This is a genomic window from Pseudomonas sp. PDM25 (genome assembly GCF_019219045.1).
GTDB lineage: Bacteria > Pseudomonadota > Gammaproteobacteria > Pseudomonadales > Pseudomonadaceae > Aquipseudomonas.
Genome location: NZ_JAHUWL010000029.1, coordinates 1 through 20,421, shown reverse-complemented (window position 1 = coordinate 20,421; position 20,421 = coordinate 1). Strand labels below are relative to the sequence as shown.

Below are 20,421 nucleotides of genomic sequence, written 5' to 3'. Positions count from 1 at the left end.
CAGATGCATTCTTTATCGGCGCTTGGGTGAAAGGAGGAGGGGCGAAATCTCCCACGGTCTGTACTGCGTCAACAGTCGGAATCGAGCCTTGTCCCTCCTCCTCCCTTCAAGTCCTACCATACAAGCGGGCTTGCTCGCGAAGAACGATAACGCGGTCTAACTAATCAACACTACGAGGCAAATGCAACGTCACCCTCAACCCGCCTTCACGCAAATTCTGCAGGCTGACCTCACCGCCATGGCTATGCGCGATATTTCGCGCAATCCCCAACCCCAACCCATAACCCTGCTGCTGCCCGGCCAAGCGGAAGTGCGGCTCGAACACCTGCTCCATCCGCTGTTCCGGCACGCCGGGCCCTTCATCGTCCACATGCAGGATGAACGCACTCGGGTCGTCATCAATGTGCAAATGCGCTTTCTGGCCATACTTCAAGGCATTGTCGATCAGGTTGCCGATGCAACGCTTGAGCGCCAGCGGCTTCCCCGGATACGCCGCCAGCGCACGCCCTTGTTGAGTAACGCGACCATTGCCGTTGGGCGCCAGATACGGTTCCACCAGACAATCAAGTACATGGTTGAGGTCCACCGGCTCGATGTTTTCGTGGATGTCGGTGTCTTTCACGCATTGCAGCGCGCCTTTGACCAGCAGCTCCAGCTCATCCAGATCACGGCCGAACTTGGCTTGCAGCGTTTCGTCTTCGAGCAATTCAACGCGTAACCGCAAGCGGGTAATCGGCGTGCGCAAGTCATGAGAAATCGCGCTGAACAACTGGCTGCGCTCGGTCAGGTAACGGCTGATGCGTTCGCGCATCGCATTGAAGGCGCGGCCGACCTCGATCACTTCACTGCCGCCACCCTCGGCCACTGGCTCGACTTCCGCGCCGAGGGACATGTCCCGTGCTGCCCGCGCCAAACGCTTGAGCGGCCGGCTCTGCCAGTGCACCAGCAGGCCAATGAACAACAGCAAGAAGCCGCTGGTGAGCACGATGAACCAGACTTGCTGCGCCGGCAGGCCTTGCTCTTCAAGACTGGTGTAGGGCTCGGGCAACAGTGAGGCGATGTACAGCCACTCGCCCGGTGCCATCTGGATTTGCGTGACCAATACCGGCGGGTTCACCGGCTCCAGGGTCAGCGCGTAATGCGCCCAGGAGCGCGGCAATTCATCGAGTTTCAGACCGCCGTTGAAGATCCGCAGGTCTTCGGGGCTGACGAAGGTCACCGAGATATCAATGTCCTGGCCCAGGGACTGGCGCAACACTTCGTCCACCGCTTTGAGCACGGCTTCCTTGCGCGGGGTGATCGGCAGCACTTCCATGCCCAAGGGTTTGTCGTTGAGCGTCACCACAAAACGGGTGCCGCCCATGCTGCGCAACTGGTCGAGTACCAATGGCCGAAACGCTACTGGCAGAGAGCGGAAGTAACTGACGCTGGCGGTCATCGAATGAGCGAGGCTACGGGCGCTGGTCACCAGGCCTTCAAGCTGGGTGGCGCGCAGTTGCGAGACCCAAATCACGCTCGACAACGTCTGGGCGAACAACACTGCCAACAGCGTCAGCAGCAGCATCCGCCCGAGCAGCGAACGTGGCACGGGAATCCGCGCGGCGAGTTTGCGGAAAAACTCAGTGGCCATTGCTGGCAACCACATTGGCGGCCAGTTGGTAGCCGCTGCCGCGCACGGTACGGATCAGTCGTGGTGGTTTTTCGGTGTCGCGCAGGCGCTGGCGCAACCGGCTGACGGCCATGTCGACGATGCGATCCAGCGGCATCAAATCACGGCCACGGGTGGCGTTGCCGATAGTGTCGCGGTCGAGGATTTCCTGGGGGTGATCGAGGAACAGTTTCAGCAGCGCGAAATCGGCGCCGGAGAGAATCACTTCTTCGCCGTCGATGTGGAACAGGCGATGGCTGACCATGTCCAGCCGCCAGTCATCGAAGGCCAGCACTTCACTGCCGGAACGCTCCTGCCCGAACTGAGCGCGACGCAACAGGGCTTTGATGCGCGCTTGCAATTCACGCGGGCTGAAGGGTTTGCCAAGGTAATCGTCGGCGCCCAATTCCAGACCGATGACGCGGTCGGCCTCGTCGGAGCTGGCGGTGAGCATAATGATCGGCACCTGCGCCTGACGCGGGTGCTGACGGATCCAGCGGCAGAGGCTGAAGCCGTCTTCGTCCGGCAGCATCACGTCGAGGATCACCAGATCGCTCGGCGCCTCGTTCATCGCCTGACGAAAGCCTGCGCCGTCCGGCGTGGTTCGCACCTGAAAACCCGCGCGGGTCAGGTAGGTGTCCAGCAACTCGCGTATCTCTTGATCGTCATCGACCAACAAAATCGACTTGTTGACTGAGCTCACAGGGGCGGCATCCTTGTTGTTTGAATTGGGCGGATTATGCCTTAAGCGCTGATTCTACAAACACCACAAAACCCATGTGGGAGCGGGCTTGCTCGCGAAAGCGGTGTATCAGTCGACATCTCTGTTGAATGTCAGTCCGCATTCGCGAGCAAGCCCGCTCCCACATTTGATCGCATTTCAAGCCTGGTCGAGCGCCACACCCGCGCCAACAAGGCCGGAATACGGCGCCGTCACCAGCCACACCGGGATGCCTTTGAAATAATCGCTCATGCAGCCCTTGTCGGCAAAGCACCGGGCAAAGCCGCTTTCGATGAAGAAATCGGCGAACCGCGGAATCACTCCGCCGACGATGTACACACCGCCACGCGCGCCTGTGGTCAGCACGTTGTTGCCGGCCACACGACCCAGCCAGCAGCAGAACTGCTCAAGTACTTCCAGGGCAATTGGATCGCCGGCCAGGCCGGCAGCCGTGATCGCTTCCGGTGTTTCGAGCACAGGTTCATGACCGTCCACCGCACAAATCGCCCGATAGACCCGCGGCAAGCCGCTGCCGCTCAACGCCGTTTCGGCGCTGACATGACCGATCTCATTGAAGATGTGCTGCCACAGTTGAGTTTCCCGTGGGCTGCTCAGTGGCAAATCGACGTGACCGCCCTCCCCAGGCAACGCGGCGAAACGACCTTCGCCCAGATCCAGCAACGTGCCAACACCGAGGCCAGTCCCCGGACCGATCACCACCGCCGGCCGCAACGGTTCCGGCGTGCCTTCGCAGACCACCCGAAACTCGTCCGGCTGCAAACGGGTCATGCCCAGCGCCATGGCCGAGAAGTCGTTGACCAGCAACAGTTGATCCACCTGCAAGGTCTTGCAAAACCCCTTGCGGCTGAGTCGCCAGTGATTGTTGGTGAACTTGAATTCATCACCGCTGACGGGACCGGCCACCGACAGGCACACCGAACCGATCGAACCCGGCGCCAGGCCAAGCCCGCTCAGGTAGAGGGCAATCGCCTCTTCCGGGCTGGCATGGTCGGCCGTTGCCAGCACCTGGATCGATTCCAGCTGCTGGTTTTTCCACAACGCGAAACGTGCGTTGGTCCCACCGATGTCACCGACCAAAGCCAGTTTCAATTAAGCGTCTCCAGGGCAGAAGTAAAGGCGCTGGCGCCCTGCTCTGCGGAGCTGAAGGCCATGCGCATGAAACCAAACAGTTCGCGACCGCTGCCGATGTTATTGCCCAACAGGCCTTTGGCAGGTTCGCGCGCTGCGAATTCTTCGGCGTCCACCTTAAGCTCCAGGGTGCCTTTGACGCCATCGACACGGATGATATCGCCCTCTTGGACCCGCGCCAAAGCGCCGCCCACATACGCTTCGGGACTGACGTGAATCGCCGCCGGGATTTTCCCAGACGCACCGGACATGCGCCCGTCGGTGACCAGCGCCACTTTGAAGCCGCGATCCTGCAGCACGCCGAGGAACGGCGTCATCTTGTGCAGCTCCGGCATGCCGTTGGAACGCGGGCCCTGGAAGCGCATCACCGCGACAAAATCCTTCTCGAGCAAACCGGCCTTGAACGCATCGGCCAGATCCTGCTGATCCTGGAACACCATGGCCGGTGCTTCGACGACCTGGTTTTCCAACGCGACAGCGGACACTTTCATCACGCCACGGCCGAGGTTGCCTTCCATCACCCGCAAGCCGCCCTCTGGCGAGAACGCACGTGCCACCGGACGCAGGATGGTTTCGTCGAGGCTTTCGATCGGGCCTTCGCGCCAGACCAGCTCACCGTTATCAAGGAATGGTTCCACGGTGTAGCGGCTCAGGCCATGACCGAGAACAGTGTTGACGTTTTCGTGCAGCAGCCCGGCTTCCAGCAGTTCGCGGATCAGAAACGACATGCCGCCCGCCGCCTGGAAGTGGTTGATGTCGGCTTTGCCATTCGGGTAGACGTGGCTCAGGGTCGGCACCACCTCGGAGAGGTCGGCCATGTCCTGCCAGGTCAGTTGAATGCCCGCCGCCATGGCGATCGCTGGCATGTGCAGCGTGTGGTTGGTCGAACCGCCGGTGGCGTGCAGGGCCACGATGGAGTTAACCAGCGAACGTTCGTCGACGATTTCGCCGATCGGCATGAAGTCGCCGCTCTGCTTGGTCAGACGCGTGACCTGATGCGCGGCTTCGCGGGTCAGGGCATCACGCAACGGGGTGTTCGGGTTGACGAAAGAGGCGCCCGGCAAGTGCAGGCCCATGACTTCCATCAGCAACTGGTTGGTGTTGGCGGTGCCGTAAAAGGTGCAGGTACCCGGGCTGTGGTAGGACTTCATCTCCGATTCCAGCAGCTCTTCGCGGCTGGCCTTGCCTTCGGCATAACGCTGGCGCACATCGGCCTTCTGCTTGTTGGAAATGCCCGAGACCATCGGCCCGCCCGGCACGAAGATCGTTGGCAGATGACCGAAACGCAACGCGCCCATCATCAGGCCCGGGACGATCTTGTCGCAGATGCCGAGCATCAGCGCGCCGTCGAACATGTTATGAGACAGCGCCACGGCAGTGGACAGGGCAATCACTTCGCGGCTCGGCAGGCTCAGTTCCATGCCTGGCTCGCCCTGGGTCACGCCATCGCACATGGCGGGGGTGCCGCCGGCGAACTGGCCGACGGAGCCGATTTCGCGCAGGGCCTTTTTGATCTGTTCAGGAAAAACTTCGTACGGCTGGTGCGCCGAGAGCATGTCGTTGTAGGACGAAACAATCGCAATGTTGGCGGAGTTCATCATCCGCAGACTGTTCTTGTCGTCGGTGCCGCAACCGGCCACGCCGTGGGCGAAGTTGGCGCATTGCAGCTTGCCGCGCATGGGACCGTCGCTGGCAGCACCACGAATCAGTGCAAGGTAAGCCTCACGCGTGGCGCGGCTGCGGGCGATAAGCCGTTCGGTGACCTCAAGGACGCGGGGATGCATGTTTAGAACTCCAGGCTAACGGATGTGGCGACCTGATTGTCTATGCTGAACAAGAGCCGTTGTCGATGGGATGACAGACGGTTTTCTTGATCGGTCGGACCAGTTGATTCAGGTCACTCGTTGTAGATTGAACAAAATATTGCCATTAAAAAGGCTTGTTTTCTATTTTTATGCGAATAATCTTGTAATTCCAACAACAAAACGACGGCGGCCCTGTTAAATGACTCTTCGAATCGCAATCAATGGTTTTGGCCGAATTGGCCGTAACGTCCTGCGCGCACTGTATACCCAAGGTTATCGCCAGGATCTGCAGATCGTTGCCATCAATGACCTGGGCGACAGCGCGATGAACGCTCATCTGCTCAAGTACGACACTGTTCACGGCACGTTCGATGCCGATGTCCAGCATGATATGGAAAGCCTGACCGTCAACGGTGACCGTATTTCTGTCAGCGCCATTCGCAACCCGGCCGAGCTGCCGTGGGCTGCCGAGCAGATCGACGTCGTATTCGAATGCACCGGTTTGTTCACCGACCGTGCCAAAGCCGCCGCGCATATTACGGCCGGCGCACGCAAAGTGATCATCTCCGCCCCGGCCAAAGGTGCCGACGCCACGGTGGTGTATGGCGTTAACCACGACATTCTGCGCCAATCGCACCAGATCATTTCCAATGCGTCGTGCACTACCAACTGCCTGGCCCCGGTGGCCCAGGTGTTGCACCGCGAGCTGGGAATCGAAAGCGGCCTGATGACCACAATTCACGCCTACACCAACGATCAGCACCTGACCGACGTCTATCATGTCGATCCGTATCGTGCGCGCTCGGCCACCCAGAACATGATTCCGAGCAAAACCGGCGCGGCTGAAGCGGTCGGTCTGGTGCTGCCGGAACTGGCGGGCAAACTGACCGGCATGTCGGTACGCGTGCCGGTCATCAACGTGTCGCTGGTTGACCTGACCGTGCAACTCAAGCGCGAAGCGTCGGCTGATGAAGTGAACGCGCTGCTGAAAGAAGCCAGCCAGCATTCGAAAATTCTCGGTTACAACACCCTGCCGCTGGTCTCCAGCGACTTCAATCACAACCCGCTGTCGTCGATCTTTGACGCCAACCACACCAAGTCCAGCGGCAAGCTGCTCAAGGTGCTGGCCTGGTACGACAACGAATGGGGCTTCTCCAACCGCATGCTCGATAACTGCCTGGCGCTGTGCAACGCTGAATAACCCGCCGTGAAAAAGCAGGAGCAGCACCGATGATCGGTATCAGCTTTACGCAAAAGACCATGGCAGCGCGCAAGCGTATTGCCTTGGTCGCCCATGACCACTGCAAAGTGTTTTTGCTGGACTGGGCCGAGCGGCAGAAAGACAGGCTCGCACAGCATGAACTGGTCGCCACCGGCACCACCGGGTTGTTGTTGCAACAACGCCTGGATTTGCCTGTGGAGAGCATGATCAGCGGTCCGCTGGGCGGCGACCAGCAACTCGGTGCGCGAATCGCCGAGCAGCGGGTCGACATGCTGGTGTTCTTCTGGGACCCGTTCGAACCACAGCCGCACGACCCGGACATCAAGGCGTTATTGCGCGTCGCGGCGGTCTGGAACATTCCCGTCGCCTGCAACGAATGCAGCGCCGACTACCTGCTCAGCAGCCCGATGATGGAGCAGGCGCACGAACATCGGATCCCCGATTACGCGACCTATCTGCTGGGCCGCGCCTAAACCTTCACAAATCAATACTTGACCACTCGAGCGGATGATAAGCATTATCATTCGCTCGAAATGGATCAGGTCCTCCCGTGAGTCAATCTCGCTTTAATCACCTCTTCATCGCCCAGCGAGTCTCTCTGCTGCGCACATTGGAGAGGATGGTCAACAATCACAGCACCGCCGAAGACCTCCTGCAGGAGACCTACCTGCGAGTGACCCGGGCGCTTAGTGAGCGGGCCATTGATCACCTTGAACCCTTCGTTTTCCAGACCGCTCGCAACCTGGCGCTGGACCATTTGCGCGCGCGGCGCATCCAGTCCCGCACGATGCTCGACGACGTGCCGCTGGACGTGGTGGAAAGCGTCGCCGCCCCCGCCAGCAGTGCGGAAGACGCCGCCCATGCCGAACAATTGCTTGAGCGTTTGAACGTGAGCCTCAATGAACTCAGCGCCCGTCAGCAGCAGATTTTCATCCTCAGCCGTCTGCACGGGCACAGCTATCTGGAGATCGCCGAGAAGCTTGGCGTGTCATTGAGCACGGTGCAAAAGGAGCTGAAATTGATCATGGCGATCTGCATCGGCGTGGCCGAACGGTTAAACGGCGACTGAGTCTGTAGGTTAATTCTCTACGTATGAGGATGACCTGCACTGACTATCGGGCTTTGCTACCCTTGCCCCACTTTCAAGCTTCATTAAAAAAACAGCGGTGCCAAGACACTGCCGAGGAAACACCGTGACGGACACGCTTCCAGTGCCTCCCCCCGCCCCCTCTCCGCCTTCCCCGGCGCAGGACCCCGCAAGTGCGATGGACCAGGCCCTGGACTGGCTGATCGTGCTGGACAATCCGAACGAAGAACAGACTCGACAGTTTCACGACTGGCTGGCCGCCCATCCGTTGCATGCCGAGGCGTTCGCCAAGGCGAAAGCAATCTGGGAGGGCTCGCAGGTCGTGCAATGCGCGCAAACCCTGGCCGCCCGACCGCCGAAAGTGACCGCCCTGTCACGCCTGCGACCGCACTGGAAACCCTTGGCCACCGCCGCCGTGCTGATCCTCGGTTTGTTCAGCTTCAGCAATCTGCCGATTCGCCTGCAGGCCGATCACCTGACCGTGGTCGGTGAACGCCAGCGACTGCAACTGGAGGACGGCTCGAAGGTCCTGCTCAATACCAATTCGGCCTTCTCCAGCACCATCAACGATCAACAGCGCGTGGCCCGTTTGTATCAGGGCGAGGCATTTTTCGAGGTCGCGGCCGATCGCGGCCAGCCGCTGGAAATCGACGCCGGGCCGGTCAAGGCCAGCGTGCGGGACACAGCCTTTGCGGTGCGTTATCTGGACGGTGTGGCACAGGTTCGGGTGCAGCGTGGGGATGTCGACTTGCGAGCGACCCGCGACGACGCGCGAATTCGATTGTCCGCCGGAGAAAGCATTCGCATCGGCCCCAACGGTTTCGATCGTTCCGCCAAACTCGATGCCGCGACCGACCTGGCGTGGGTCCAGGGTCGACTGGTGTTCGAAAACTGCCCGCTGAGCCAGGTGCTGGCGGAGCTGCGTCGTTACTACCCCGGCTGGATCATCAACAACAACGAGCAGTTGGCCGACATCGCCGTCACCGGCAATTACCGCCTCGACCAACCGTTAGACGTGGTCCGCTCGCTGGCCCAGATCACCTCGGCGCGGCTCCAGGAATTCCCGGCGCTGGTGATTTTGAACTAGGGGGCGTTCTCAATTAGTTTCCCCGCCGCGGTGGGGAAACTAATTGAGAACGTCCCCTAGATGAGAATTATTTTTACTCGATAGCCAAACCCCGTACGTCTCGTTATAGCCAATGCAATTGATTCGCATCTTCAGATGCCGATCAGCACCTATAAAGATTCGTGCGACACGGAGCGCTATTGATGTCCTCTCGCCTTACCTGCCAACCTTCTTCACCTTCTCGCGTGCTGTCGCTGCTGACCGCCGCCATCCTGATGGCCGGCAGCGCGCAGCTCTACGCCGCCACCGCGGCCGAGCAACCGACCCGCAACATGGGTGATTACGCGTTCGCCATCCCTCAGCAGTCATTGGTCTCGGCACTCAATGCCTTTACCGCCGTGACCGGTTGGCAAGTCGGCTTGCCGGCAGAACTGGCTGAGGGCGTGGCCTCGCCAGGCGTGCGGGGTTCGCTGCCGCCAGAGAAAGCCCTCGATCGCCTGTTGGTGGGGACCAACCTGAGCTATCGCAAACTGGGCACCAATAACATCGTGCTGGAGAAGCGCAGCAACAGCAGCGCGCTCAACCTGGACCAGGTGACCATCAGCGCCACTCGCCAGGAACAAAGCATCGCCAGCGTGCCGAGCACCGTCACCGTTCACACCCGTGAAGAGCTGGACCGCAACAACGTCAATACCATCAAGGATCTGGTGCGCTACGAACCGGGCGTCTCGGTGGGCGGTGCCGGGACCCGCGGCGGAATCAGCGGCTACAACATTCGCGGCATCGACGGCGACCGGATCCTGACCCAAATCGACGGCGTCGAGATTCCGAACGGCTTCTTCAACGGCCCGTATGCCAAAACCCAGCGTAACTACGTCGACCCGGAAATCATCAAGCGCGTCGAGATTCTGCGCGGCCCGGCCTCGGTGCTCTACGGCAGCAACGCCATCGGCGGCGCCGTCAGCTATTTCACCCTCGACCCGGACGACATCATCAAGCCCGGCCAAGACGTCGGCGCTCGCCTGAAGACCGGGTACAGCTCCGCTGACGAAAGCTGGCTGAAGTCCGCCACCGTCGCCGGCCGCGCCGATCAGTTCGATGGCTTGCTGCATTACAGCCAGCGCGATGGTCACGAAACCGATTCCTTTGGCAGCAACAACGGCACCGGCCTGGACCGTACCGCGGCCAACCCGGAAGACGTGCGAGCCACCAACGTATTGGCCAAGATTGGCTGGAACTACAATGAAAGTTCACGCCTTGGCCTGACCTACGAGAAGTACAAGGACGATCGCGACACCGATCAGAAAAGCGCTTACGGCGGCCCGTACTTCAATGGCCAGCCGACGATCCCGAACAGCATGCTGCCCGGCGGCATGTACCAGTGGCGCACCGGCAACGACACCATTACCCGTGAGCGTTTCGGCCTGGAACACAGCTTCGCACTCGACAGCCTGCTGGCAGACAACGTCAAGTGGAGCCTGAACCATCAGATCGCCAAAACCGATCAGAGCACCGAAGAATTCTATTTCCCGATGACCCGTAGAGTGCTGCGCACCCGCGACACGCTTTACGAAGAGAAACAGTGGGTCTTCGATGCCCAACTGGATAAAGCCTTCAACATCGCTGACACCGGGCACTTGCTGACTTATGGCACCACTATCAAGCAACAGAAAGTCACCGGCTCGCGCAGCGGCGACGGCAAGTGCCTGGCGGTCGGTCGCGGCTGTACGGCCGTCGGCGCGACCAGCGCGGCTGATGTGCTGAAAAAATCCAGCGACTTCCCGGACCCGACCATCAATACCTACAGCCTGTTCGCCCAGGATCAGATCAGCTGGAACAAGTGGACCTTCCTGCCGGGCCTGCGCTACGACTACACCCAGCTCAAGCCGCACATCACCCAGGAGTTCCTCAATACCGTGGCCGCCGACGGTCGCGGTACCGTCAGCGATAAGAACAAAACCTGGCACAAAGTTTCACCCAAGTTCGGCCTGACTTACGCCCTGACCGATCAGTACACCTGGTATGGCCAGTACGCTGAAGGTTTCCGCACGCCAACCGCCAAGGCGTTGTACGGACGCTTCGAGAACACCACCACCGGCTACAGCGTGGCGCCGAACCCGGACCTGGAACCGGAAAAAAGCAAAAGCTACGAGACCGGTCTGCGCGGCAACTTCGAGTCCGGCTCGTTCGATGTGGCGGTGTTCTATAACAAGTACCGCGACTTCATTAACGAAGACGCGGTCACGCCCGGTTACAGCGAGCTGACCTTCCAGAGCAACAACATCAAACACGCGACCATCAAGGGCGCAGAGATCAAGGGCCGCCTGAACCTCGACGCGTTCGGCGCACCACAAGGTCTCTACACCCAGGGCTCGGTGGCCTACGCCTACGGCCGCAACAACGACACCGGCGAGCCGATCAACAGCGTGAACCCGCTGACCGGTGTGTTCGGTCTTGGTTACGACCAGGACAACTATGGCGGCTTGCTCAGCTGGACGCTGGTGAAGAAGAAGGATCGCGTCGACGACAGCAACTTCAAGTCGCCGGACGGTATGAGCAGCCAGTTCAAATCGCCGGGCTTCGGCGTACTCGATCTGACCGGCTTCTACAAAGTCACCGACGACGTAACCGTCAGCGCTGGCGTCTACAACCTGACCGACAAAAAGTACTGGCTGTGGGATGACGTGCGCGGTTACGACAGCGTCGGCGAAGCAGCAGTGCTGAGCCCGGCCAATCTCGATCGCCTGACCCAACCGGGTCGCAACTTCGCGGTCAATCTGGTCTGGGATATCTGACCCTGCCACCTCGTTGCGCTGCTTTTAGAGAAGTGGCGCAGTGAGGTTTTTTTACTGTCACGCACCTTGTTGTTCGTCTCGTTACCAAGCGCCTCTTTTTCTCAAGGACTTCTCATGACCAATCAGGACACTGCTCAACGCCCTGCTCTGCGTTCGCAACGTTTGAACCAGATCACCCACGAGCCTCACACCAGGCTTGATGCCTTGGTCAAAGCCCACGCACCGTTTGAAACCCAGGCCAACTTCGCGCGGTTCGTGGTGGCGCAGTATTTGTTTCAGTCGGAACTGGTGTCGCTGTACAACGATGCCGAATTGACCGCCATCGTCCCGGACCTGCCTGCCCGCTGCCGTGCTGAAGCGGCCAAGGCTGACCTGGCTGATCTGGAAACCGAAGTGCCGCCCCCCGTCGCCGGGGCGGTGAAAAATCCAGCCAAAGCCGAGGCGCTGGGTTGGCTGTTCGTGTCGGAAGGCTCGAAACTTGGCGCGGCGTTTTTGATTAAGCGTGCTGTAGCGCTTGGGTTAAGCGAAACCTTCGGAGCTCGTCATCTCGGTGAACCGGCCGGTGGTCGCGCTGAAGGCTGGAAGCGCTTCGTCAAAACCCTCGACGGGCTGGAACTCAGCGCACAAGAAGAAGCCGAGTTGGATAAAGGCGCAATCGACGCGTTCAACCGCTTTACCGTGTTGCTTGAGCAGGCCTACGCCACCACCCTCGAACTCGCCTGACAATACGGACCTGTGGGAGCGGGCTTGCTCGCGAAAGCGGTGTGTCAGTCAGCATCAATGTTGCCTGTCACACCGCCTTCGTCGGAACGCCGCCCGGAGCAAGCCCGCTCCCACAAGGAAAGCGCATGCCTCACCCAGTCTCCTCAAAACTCGCCCGTTTACTCTTTGGCCTGCTCGCCTACATCAGCCTGGCCATCGGCCTGATCGCCATCATCGTACCCGGCCTGCCGACCACCGAGTTCATCCTGCTGGCCGCCTGGGCCGCGACCAAAAGTTCGCCGCGCCTGAGTGCCTGGCTGGAAAACCATCGGCTGTTCGGTTCCATCCTGCGCAACTGGCGCAACGGCAAAATCATCGCCCGCCGAGCCAAGGTCAGCGTCACCGTGAGCATGCTGCTATGCGCCGGGTTGATACTGGTGATGCTCGATCCTGGCTGGCCGATCTTTCTGGCGATTGCCGGCATGAGCCTGGGCAATCTGTGGATCTGGTCGCGGCCGGAATCATTGCCGACAATTTCCTGAATTTCTGTCCTTTTCAGGGCATTTTCCTGCGCAAACGTTCACCTGCTACCGTTCGTCGGCTTCGCGTTCATGCAACCCCTGCCCACGCCGATGAGCATTAAATGGCGCTGAATGGACTTGGCGAATTGGGTCGATCCCGACTCACAGCCAACACCTCATTCATTCGCGAGCTCGTCCTATGTTCGACTCTCTCTCCATCCGCCTGAAAATCGTCCTGCTGTCCGGTCTGTGCCTGCTGGGCGTGGTCGTCCTGATCGTCGGCATGAACATCTACCAGACCGATCAGAACGATGAACTGGTCAGCGCCTCCAGCAGCAACATGCTCACCGCCAGCGTGCAGAACCTGCTCCAGGCCAAGGCCGCCGAGCAAGCAGTGCGGGTGCAGAAGACCTTCGGTGAAAGCCTGCTGGTGGTGACCGCCCTGGCCGATCAGATCAAGGACATGCGCACCATGGCGAGCACGCGCTCCCTTGAGGCCGGCGCCCTGCGTGAAGAGTTGAACCAGAGCCTGAAAACCGCCTTCGAGCGCAACAGTAAAGTGCTCGGCATCTGGCTGGCATTCGAACCCAATGGCCTCGACGGCAAGGACAGCGAGTTCGCCAACGATGCCGTTCGCCAATCCAACGAAGCCGGTCGTTTCGCCAGTTACTGGAGCCGTGCCGGCGGTGTCGGGATCAACACGATCATGGTCGAAGACGACATGACCAAAACCACCTTGAGCCTCAGCGGCACGCCCTATAACAGTTGGTACACCTGCCCTCGCGATAGCAAGCGCACCTGCCTGCTCGACCCGTATGCCGACACTGTCGCCGGCAAGGAAATGCTGATGACCACCATTTCCGTACCGCTGCTGGTGGATGGCAAATCCATCGGCGTGGTCGGTGTGGACATCGCCCTCGACGCGCTGCAAGCGGCGGCTGTCGACTCCCAACGCGATCTGTTCAACAGCGCCGGGCACATGCTGATTGTCTCCGGCAGCGGCGTACTCGCCGGTTACAGCGTCGACGCGAGCAAGGTCGGTAAAAGCATCGGCGACACCCTGGGCGCAGACGGCAAGGACGTTCTGCAATTGCTCAGCGCTGGCACGCCGAAGATTCTCGAACAGGGCGACCTGATCCGAGCGGTATACCCGGTCAGTCCGATTGCCGAGTCCAAAGCCTGGGGCGTGGTGATCGACCTGCCGAAACACGTGTTGCTGGCCGACTCGGTCAAGTTGCAAGCCGTACTCGATGACGCCCAGCAAAGCGGCACGATCAAAGCCGTTTTGGTGGCGGTGATTGCCGGCATGGTCGGGCTGTTGCTGATCTGGCTCACGGCGTCCGGCGTGACCCGGCCGATCAACAGCGTGGCCGAGATGCTCAAGGCGATTGCCAGCGGCGACGGCGACCTGACCCAGCGTCTGCACTACAGCAAGACAGACGAACTGGGCGAACTGGTGAGCTGGTTCAACCGCTTCCTCGACAAGCTGCAACCGACCATCGCGCAGATCAAACAAAGCATCACCGATGCGCGCGGCACCGCCGACCAGTCTTCGGAAATCGCCCGTCAGACCAGCGAAGGCATGCAAGTGCAGTTCCGCGAAATCGACCAGGTCGCCACCGCGTCCAACGAAATGAGCGCCACCGCCCACGACGTCGCCAACAGTGCCTCGAACGCGGCTAACGCGGCGAAAGGCGCCGACCAGTCGGCCCGCGACGGCATGCAGATCATCGAACGCAGCACCCGCGACATCAATCAACTGGCCGACGAAGTCAGTAAGGCGGTGACCGAAGTCGAAGCGTTGGCGGTCAACAGCGAGCAGATCGGCTCGGTGCTGGAGGTGATCCGCAGCATCGCCGAACAAACCAACCTGCTGGCGCTCAACGCGGCGATTGAAGCGGCGCGGGCCGGCGAGAGCGGTCGCGGGTTTGCGGTGGTCGCCGATGAAGTACGCAACCTGGCCAAACGCACCCAGGATTCGGTGGAAGAAATCCGCATCGTGATCGAACGCATCCAGACCGGCACTCGCGGCGTGGTGGCCACGATGCATTCGAGCCAGACCCAGGCTCACAGCAACGCCGGGCAGATTCAGCAAGCGGTGCAGGCCTTGAGCAAAATCAGCGACGCGGTGACGGTCATCAGCGACATGAACCTGCAAATCGCCAGCGCCGCCGAACAGCAAAGCGCCGTGGCCGAAGAGGTCAACCGCAACGTCTCGGCGATCCGCACCGTCACCGAAACCCTGACCGGTCAGGCCACCGAATCGGCGCAGATCAGCAGCCACCTCAACTCGCTGACCTCGCATCAGATGAAATTGATGGACCAGTTTCGGGTGTAATACAACTTCCATGACCGCAGAAAATCCCCTGTGGGAGCGGGCTTGCTCGCGAAGGCGTAGTGTCAGTCGATATCAATGTTGCTGACCTACCGCCTTCGCGAGCAAGCCCGCTCCCACAGAGATTAGTGTTCAGCTGGCCTCATCGTTTTCATCTGACAGCGCCGTTTTTTGATCTATGCTCGGGCTCTCGTTCCGGAGGGCCTTCGATGACTGATTTACTCACGTCCATTCAAGCTGCACTCGGCTTGCCTCGCACCCAGGTCAAGTTCACCTCGAGCGGCGCCTTGCCCTCGGCGTTTGCCGTCACCGACCTGGCATGCGCCAGCATTGCCGCTGCCGGTCAGGCTGTCAGCGAATGGCTGCAGCAACAAACCGGTCGTTTACCCACCCTTGAGGTCGACCGCCGCCTCGCTTCTTTCTGGTTCGCCACTTCTATCCGCCCGATAGGCTGGAGCGTCCCGCCACTCTGGGACCCCGTCGCCGGTGACTACGCGGCCAAAGACGGATGGATCCGCCTGCACACCAACGCCCCCCATCACCGCGCCGCTGCCGAAAAAGTGCTCGGCGCCTGTGCCGACCGTGCAGCGATGGCGAGCAAGGTTGCTCAATGGGCCAAAGGCGATCTGGAGCAAGCCGTGGTCGATGCAGGTGGCTGCGCCGCCGAGATGCGTAGCTGGGCGCAATGGCAGACGCATCCCCAAGGTCAGGCCGTGAACGCCGAGCCACTGATTCAGTTGGCGGACAACAGCCGCCAGAACGCGAAACCGTGGCAAGGCTCGGTGGCGCAACCGCTGGCCGGCGTCAAGGTGCTGGATTTGACTCGAGTGCTCGCCGGCCCCATCGCCAGCCGTTTCCTGGCAGGCCTCGGCGCCGACGTTTTGCGCATCGACCCACCGACCTGGAACGAACCGGGCGTGGTGCCGGAAGTCACCCTGGGCAAACGCTGCGCGCGTCTGGACCTGCACGACAAGACTGATCGCGCGGTGTTCGAAAGCCTGCTCAAGGACGCTGACATTCTGCTCCACGGCTACCGCGCCGATGCACTGGAACATCTCGGTTACGGCGCCGCCGAACGCCAGAAGCTGGCGCCCGGCCTGATCGACGTCAGCCTCAATGCCTACGGTTGGAGCGGCCCGTGGCAGAACCGCCGCGGCTTCGACAGCCTGGTACAAATGAGCAGCGGAATCGCCGACGCCGGCATGCACTGGAAGCGCGCAGACAAGCCAACGCCATTGCCCTTGCAAGCGCTCGATCACGCCACCGGGTATTTGATGGCGGCCAGTGCGATTCGATTATTGGGGCGCGGTGGCGCGGCACGGTTGTCGTTGGCGCGTACGGCGAAGTTGCTGATTGAAAACGGCCCGGGAACCGATGAGCCGTTGCGGGCGGAGGATGGCAGCGATCAAGGGCTGTTGGTGGAGCAGACGCCTTGGGGTCCGGCGCATCGACTTCATGTGCCGCTGAAGATTACGGGGACGCCGTTGCAGTGGACACTTGCGGCTTCAGAATTGGGTTCCCATCGCGCGCAGTGGTAGACGACCGATCGTTCCCTTGCGGATGATTGTTCCCACGCTCTGGTGTGCACCCCAAAAGTTGGACACGACCGATGGGGTGTTTCATGGGAAAGTACACGGTTAAAGCGAAGCTATCATCGGTCCACTCTCGGACACGGCGACACCCGGATGAGCTATCAATAAAAGAAACTCCGAGGGCAGGCTTGAGGTCTGCCCTGATTCAATGGCTGTTTGAAGGAGAGAAATCAATGGCAACGTTCGAGCCCGGTCACCTGCACATCGAGCGCTACGCGCTGAACAAGGATGATTACCGTTACAACCTGCACATTGAATATGCCGTCAGCCAGGATCCCAAGGAGGGCGAAGGCATGCTCTTCAAGATGCATGGTTCGGTTGGGGACAAGGCATTGCAGGAAGAATTCTTCCTGCCCAAGGACCAGGCCTTCGACTTCGCCCGACATGTCACACGCATCGCGCAGAAGTACGGGATGCCCAAAGAGGCCAGTATCGGCTCGATACACAAGGAGTACGACGCCATGTTTGAAGATGTGCGGGCGCAGCTCCACGTCAAATCCGGCGACCCGATAAAACCCGAGCATCTGGATCGAATCTGAAGGTCCCCCCACACCCTAACCTTCCCGAAACGTCGGACCGCCCCGAGGGGCGAGGGGACTGATCGAGTTGCTCTTTCGAGTGACATCGACCTGAGATATCGAGTCGGACTCAGGTTTCGAAAAGCCCCCAATCTGCACCCTTTCCCCCTCTCCCCACTGGGGAGAGGGCTGGGGTGAGGGGTCGATCTTCCTGCCAACTCCAATCTCAAGATTTCACCCCAGCCCTCCTCCAAGGCATACTTGCCACCCTCCGCACTCCAGAACCCAAAAACGCCCCATGCGTATCCACGTCAGCTTCATCGACCGCGTCGGCATTACCCAGGAAGTCCTGGCCCTGCTCGGTGGGCGCAATCTCAACCTGGATGCGGTGGAAATGATTCCGCCCAACGTCTACATCGACGCCCCGACCCTAAGCCCGGAAGTCCTCGAAGAACTGCGCGATGCGCTGTTCAGTGTGCGCGGCGTGCAAGCAGTGACGGTGGTCGACATTCTTCCCGGTCAGCGCCGGCACCTGCAGCTTGATGCGTTGCTCGCGGCCATGACCGACCCGGTCCTGGCGCTGGACAGTGCCGGCAAAGTGCTGCTGGCCAACCCGGCATTGATTGCGTTGTACGGTCGCGAGCCTGACGGCGAAAGCATCGCCGACCTGTTCGCCGACCCGGCACTGCTCGAAGCCCTGCTGGAAAACGGCTTCCGCCTGCCGCTGCGGGAAGTCACCGTCAACGGCCAGACGTTACTGCTGGACGCCACACCGATTACCGACGCCGGCGCCCTGCTGACCCTGTATCAACCCAACCGTATCGGCGAACGCCTCTCGGCGCTGCACCACGACCATGCCGAAGGTTTCGATGCGCTGCTCGGTGAATCCCCGGCGATTCGCACCCTCAAGGCTCGCGCCCAACGCGTGGCGGCCCTTGATGCGCCGTTGCTGATCCAGGGCGAAACCGGCACCGGCAAAGAACTGGTGGCGCGAGCCTGCCACGCCATCAGCGCCCGGTGCAGTTCGCCATTTTTGGCGCTGAACTGCGCGGCATTGCCGGAGAACCTCGCCGAAAGCGAACTGTTCGGCTACGCCCCCGGCGCCTTCACCGGCGCACAACGGGGTGGCAAACCGGGGCTGATGGAACTGGCCAACCAGGGCACAGTGTTTCTCGATGAGATCGGCGAGATGTCGCCGTACTTGCAGGCCAAATTGCTGCGCTTCTTGAACGACGGCAGTTTCCGCCGGGTGGGCGGGGATCGTGAGGTGAAGGTCAATGTGCGGATCCTCAGCGCCACGCACCGCGATCTGGAAAAAATGGTCAGCGAAGGTTCGTTCCGCGAAGACCTGTTCTATCGCCTCAACGTCCTGAACGTCGAAGTCCCGCCCCTGCGCGAACGCGGCCAGGACATCCTGCTGCTGGCCCGCTACTTCATGCAGCAGGCCTGCGCGCAGATCCAGCGCCCGGTCTGTCGCCTGGCGCCCGGCACCTATCCGGCACTGCTGGGCAATCGCTGGCCGGGCAACGTGCGGCAATTGCAGAACGTGATTTTCCGCGCCGCTGCGATTTGCGAGAGCAGCCTGGTCGACATTGGCGACCTCGATATCGCCGGCACCTCCGTGGCGCGTCAGAGCGACAGCGACGTTGACAGCCTCGAACAGGCGATGGAAGAGTTCGAAAAAACCCTGCTGGAAAAACTCTACGTCAGCTACCCCTCGACCCGCCAACTGGCCAGCCGCCTGCAAACCTCCCACACCGCGATTGCCCATCGGTTGCGCAAATACGGCATTCCCAACAAGCCCTGAGGCCTACTCGGTCAAAACTGTGGGAGCGGGCTTGCTCGCGAAAGCGGTGTGTCAGGCGCCAGCAATGTTGCTGACCCGACGCCTTCGCGAGCAAGCCCGCTCCCACAGGTTTTGTGCCGCCTTCAAAATCATGTTTAAAAGCGACCTCCATCTGTACTGAAAGCGCTACAGCGGAACGATATCATTACACCCTCTTCTGATCACCGCTGTGCAAGGCTTTGATCCACTTAGGCTTTTTTCTTCGCCCTGGGCTGTAGCGATTTCGCTACAGCCAGCAAATCGCCGCACCTCAACCAAACACATAACCTATTGATTTTTAACGACTAAAAAACATTGGCCGCGTTTTTGCTTAGTAACCATCCATAAAGTACGGCATTGCCGAGTATTCAATCGCGTCCACCAGACGAGTCTGGCCCCCTTAGGAGTTTCCATGAGCGAATTGCGTTTTACTGAAGATCACGAATGGCTGCGTACCGAAGCTGACGGCACCGTCACAGTCGGCATTACCGCTTTCGCACAGAACGCCTTGGGCGACGTGGTTTTCGTACAACTGCCTGAGCTGCAGTCCTACGACAAAGGCGCTGAAGCCGCCACCGTGGAATCGGTAAAAGCTGCCAGCGGCGTGTACATGCCACTGGACGGTGAAGTGCTGGAAGTGAACCCGGCGCTGGACAGCAGCCCTGAACTGGTCAACGAAGATCCGCTGGGCGAAGGCTGGTTCTTCCGCTTCCAGCCTACCGATGCATCGGCTGTCGCCAAACTGCTGGATCAAGACGCTTATGACCGTCTGATCAAAGCCAACGCCGAAGCCTGAGGAGCGCTGACATGACTCAAGTAAGCCTGACCACTGCCAACGAATTCATCGCCCGCCACATCGGCCCGCGTACCGGCGACGAGCAAGCCATGCTCAACAGCCTCGGCTTCGACTCGCTGGAAGCCCTGAGCGCCAGCGTCATCCCCGACAGCATCAAGGGCACCAGCGTCCTCGGCCTCGAAAACGGCCTGAGCGAAGCCGACGCCCTGGCCTTGATCAAGTCCATTGCCGGCAAAAACCAGCTGTTCAAGACCTTCATCGGCCAGGGCTACTACGGCACCCACACGCCGTCGCCGATCCTGCGCAACCTGCTGGAAAACCCGGCCTGGTACACCGCGTACACGCCGTATCAACCGGAAATTTCCCAGGGCCGTCTCGAAGCGCTGCTGAACTTCCAGACCCTGATCAGCGACCTCACCGGCCTGCCGATCGCCAACGCTTCCTTGCTCGATGAAGCCACCGCCGCCGCCGAAGCGATGACCTTCTGCAAACGCCTGAGCAAGAACAAGGGCAGCCACGCGTTCTTCGCCTCCGTGCATTGCCACCCGCAAACCCTCGACGTGCTGCGCACCCGCGCCGAGCCATTGGGCATCGACGTGGTGGTGGGCGACGAGCGTGAACTGACTGACGTGACGCCGT

General features: G+C 60.5%; 16 protein-coding genes and 2 pseudogenes. 14 read left to right on the top strand and 4 right to left on the bottom strand.

Translation table 11 applies throughout. The annotated features are described in order from the left end of the window. Positions 1 to 160: 160 nt before the first annotated feature. The 4 genes from KW848_RS30475 to edd all read right to left on the bottom strand — a co-directional run bounded on the left by KW848_RS30475 (position 161) and on the right by edd (position 5,302). Positions 161 to 1,630 carry an ATP-binding protein gene (locus KW848_RS30475; protein ID WP_111451461.1) on the bottom strand — a complete coding sequence of 490 codons (1,470 nt, stop codon included), beginning with the start codon at positions 1,628 to 1,630 and terminating at the stop codon, positions 161 to 163. Beyond that, positions 1,620 to 2,351: a response regulator gene (locus KW848_RS30470; RefSeq protein WP_008155851.1), complete on the bottom strand. Its 732-nt coding sequence runs from the start codon at positions 2,349 to 2,351 to the stop codon at positions 1,620 to 1,622. Before KW848_RS30470 ends, KW848_RS30475 begins: the two co-directional genes overlap by 11 nt. A gap of 177 nt (positions 2,352 to 2,528) precedes the next feature. Further along, entirely contained in the window at positions 2,529 to 3,479 is a 951-nt protein-coding gene (locus tag KW848_RS30465) for a glucokinase (RefSeq protein WP_111451460.1), read from the bottom strand. Continuing rightward, positions 3,476 to 5,302 carry a phosphogluconate dehydratase gene (gene edd, locus KW848_RS30460; RefSeq protein ID WP_111451459.1) on the bottom strand — a complete coding sequence of 609 codons (1,827 nt, stop codon included), beginning with the start codon at positions 5,300 to 5,302 and terminating at the stop codon, positions 3,476 to 3,478. The genes KW848_RS30465 and edd overlap by 4 nt, the downstream gene beginning before the upstream one ends. A 220-nt stretch (positions 5,303 to 5,522) precedes the next feature. On the opposite strand from edd, the gene gap reads away from it, so the two are divergent. From gap to KW848_RS30395, 14 genes and pseudogenes are all read left to right on the top strand, one after another. Beyond that, a complete protein-coding gene (gene gap, locus KW848_RS30455; protein ID WP_008155846.1) occupies positions 5,523 to 6,524 on the top strand; it encodes a type I glyceraldehyde-3-phosphate dehydrogenase in 1,002 nt (333 codons plus the stop codon). Between the two features lie 29 nt (positions 6,525 to 6,553). Beyond that, positions 6,554 to 7,018: a methylglyoxal synthase gene (locus KW848_RS30450; protein WP_008155845.1), complete on the top strand. Its 465-nt coding sequence runs from the start codon at positions 6,554 to 6,556 to the stop codon at positions 7,016 to 7,018. Between the two features lie 77 nt (positions 7,019 to 7,095). Next, complete coding sequence (locus KW848_RS30445; RefSeq protein ID WP_218539055.1) at positions 7,096 to 7,614, top strand: RNA polymerase sigma factor; 519 nt, start codon at positions 7,096 to 7,098, stop codon at positions 7,612 to 7,614. A 196-nt stretch (positions 7,615 to 7,810) separates the two neighbouring features. Further along, complete coding sequence (locus tag KW848_RS30440; protein WP_218539054.1) at positions 7,811 to 8,719, top strand: FecR domain-containing protein; 909 nt, start codon at positions 7,811 to 7,813, stop codon at positions 8,717 to 8,719. Between the two features lie 182 nt (positions 8,720 to 8,901). Next, a complete protein-coding gene (locus KW848_RS30435; protein WP_218539053.1) occupies positions 8,902 to 11,493 on the top strand; it encodes a TonB-dependent receptor in 2,592 nt (863 codons plus the stop codon). A 114-nt stretch (positions 11,494 to 11,607) separates the two neighbouring features. Next, positions 11,608 to 12,216 carry a biliverdin-producing heme oxygenase gene (locus KW848_RS30430; RefSeq protein WP_218539052.1) on the top strand — a complete coding sequence of 203 codons (609 nt, stop codon included), beginning with the start codon at positions 11,608 to 11,610 and terminating at the stop codon, positions 12,214 to 12,216. 125 nt (positions 12,217 to 12,341) lie between these two features. Then, positions 12,342 to 12,737 carry a YbaN family protein gene (locus tag KW848_RS30425; RefSeq protein ID WP_218539051.1) on the top strand — a complete coding sequence of 132 codons (396 nt, stop codon included), beginning with the start codon at positions 12,342 to 12,344 and terminating at the stop codon, positions 12,735 to 12,737. Between the two features lie 178 nt (positions 12,738 to 12,915). Next, positions 12,916 to 14,148, top strand: a pseudogene (locus tag KW848_RS32665) (chemotaxis protein); the annotation flags it as partial. Positions 14,149 to 14,298: 150 nt separating this feature from the next. Beyond that, on the top strand, positions 14,299 to 15,054 hold the full coding sequence (locus tag KW848_RS32660; RefSeq protein ID WP_371917827.1) for a methyl-accepting chemotaxis protein: 756 nt from the start codon (positions 14,299 to 14,301) through the stop codon (positions 15,052 to 15,054). A gap of 206 nt (positions 15,055 to 15,260) precedes the next feature. After that, entirely contained in the window at positions 15,261 to 16,589 is a 1,329-nt protein-coding gene (locus tag KW848_RS30415; protein WP_218539049.1) for a CoA transferase, read from the top strand. Between the two features lie 227 nt (positions 16,590 to 16,816). Then, the gene (locus KW848_RS30410) at positions 16,817 to 17,182 is read left to right on the top strand and encodes a DUF5064 family protein (RefSeq protein ID WP_218539048.1); all 366 of its coding nucleotides are present in this window, start codon (positions 16,817 to 16,819) and stop codon (positions 17,180 to 17,182) included. 277 nt (positions 17,183 to 17,459) lie between these two features. Then, positions 17,460 to 18,968 (top strand): sigma-54-dependent transcriptional regulator, encoded by a 1,509-nt coding sequence (locus KW848_RS30405; RefSeq protein WP_218539047.1) that lies wholly within the window; start codon positions 17,460 to 17,462, stop codon positions 18,966 to 18,968. 430 nt (positions 18,969 to 19,398) lie between these two features. Beyond that, positions 19,399 to 19,782 carry a glycine cleavage system protein GcvH gene (gcvH, locus tag KW848_RS30400; protein ID WP_007949423.1) on the top strand — a complete coding sequence of 128 codons (384 nt, stop codon included), beginning with the start codon at positions 19,399 to 19,401 and terminating at the stop codon, positions 19,780 to 19,782. An 11-nt stretch (positions 19,783 to 19,793) separates the two neighbouring features. Beyond that, positions 19,794 to 20,421 (top strand): annotated as a pseudogene (locus tag KW848_RS30395) (glycine dehydrogenase (aminomethyl-transferring)); the annotation flags it as partial.

Coding starts and splice junctions, on each gene's coding strand:
- KW848_RS30475 (WP_111451461.1), bottom strand. CDS start 1,630: ATGGCCACTGAGTTTTTCCGCAAACTCGCCGCGCGGATTCCCGTGCCA.
- edd (WP_111451459.1), bottom strand. CDS start 5,302: ATGCATCCCCGCGTCCTTGAGGTCACCGAACGGCTTATCGCCCGCAGC.
- gap (WP_008155846.1), top strand. CDS start 5,523: ATGACTCTTCGAATCGCAATCAATGGTTTTGGCCGAATTGGCCGTAAC.
- KW848_RS30450 (WP_008155845.1), top strand. CDS start 6,554: ATGATCGGTATCAGCTTTACGCAAAAGACCATGGCAGCGCGCAAGCGT.
- KW848_RS30440 (WP_218539054.1), top strand. CDS start 7,811: ATGGACCAGGCCCTGGACTGGCTGATCGTGCTGGACAATCCGAACGAA.
- KW848_RS30435 (WP_218539053.1), top strand. CDS start 8,902: ATGTCCTCTCGCCTTACCTGCCAACCTTCTTCACCTTCTCGCGTGCTG.
- KW848_RS30430 (WP_218539052.1), top strand. CDS start 11,608: ATGACCAATCAGGACACTGCTCAACGCCCTGCTCTGCGTTCGCAACGT.
- KW848_RS30425 (WP_218539051.1), top strand. CDS start 12,342: ATGCCTCACCCAGTCTCCTCAAAACTCGCCCGTTTACTCTTTGGCCTG.
- KW848_RS32660 (WP_371917827.1), top strand. CDS start 14,299: ATGCAAGTGCAGTTCCGCGAAATCGACCAGGTCGCCACCGCGTCCAAC.
- KW848_RS30415 (WP_218539049.1), top strand. CDS start 15,261: ATGACTGATTTACTCACGTCCATTCAAGCTGCACTCGGCTTGCCTCGC.
- KW848_RS30410 (WP_218539048.1), top strand. CDS start 16,817: ATGGCAACGTTCGAGCCCGGTCACCTGCACATCGAGCGCTACGCGCTG.
- KW848_RS30405 (WP_218539047.1), top strand. CDS start 17,460: ATGCGTATCCACGTCAGCTTCATCGACCGCGTCGGCATTACCCAGGAA.
- gcvH (WP_007949423.1), top strand. CDS start 19,399: ATGAGCGAATTGCGTTTTACTGAAGATCACGAATGGCTGCGTACCGAA.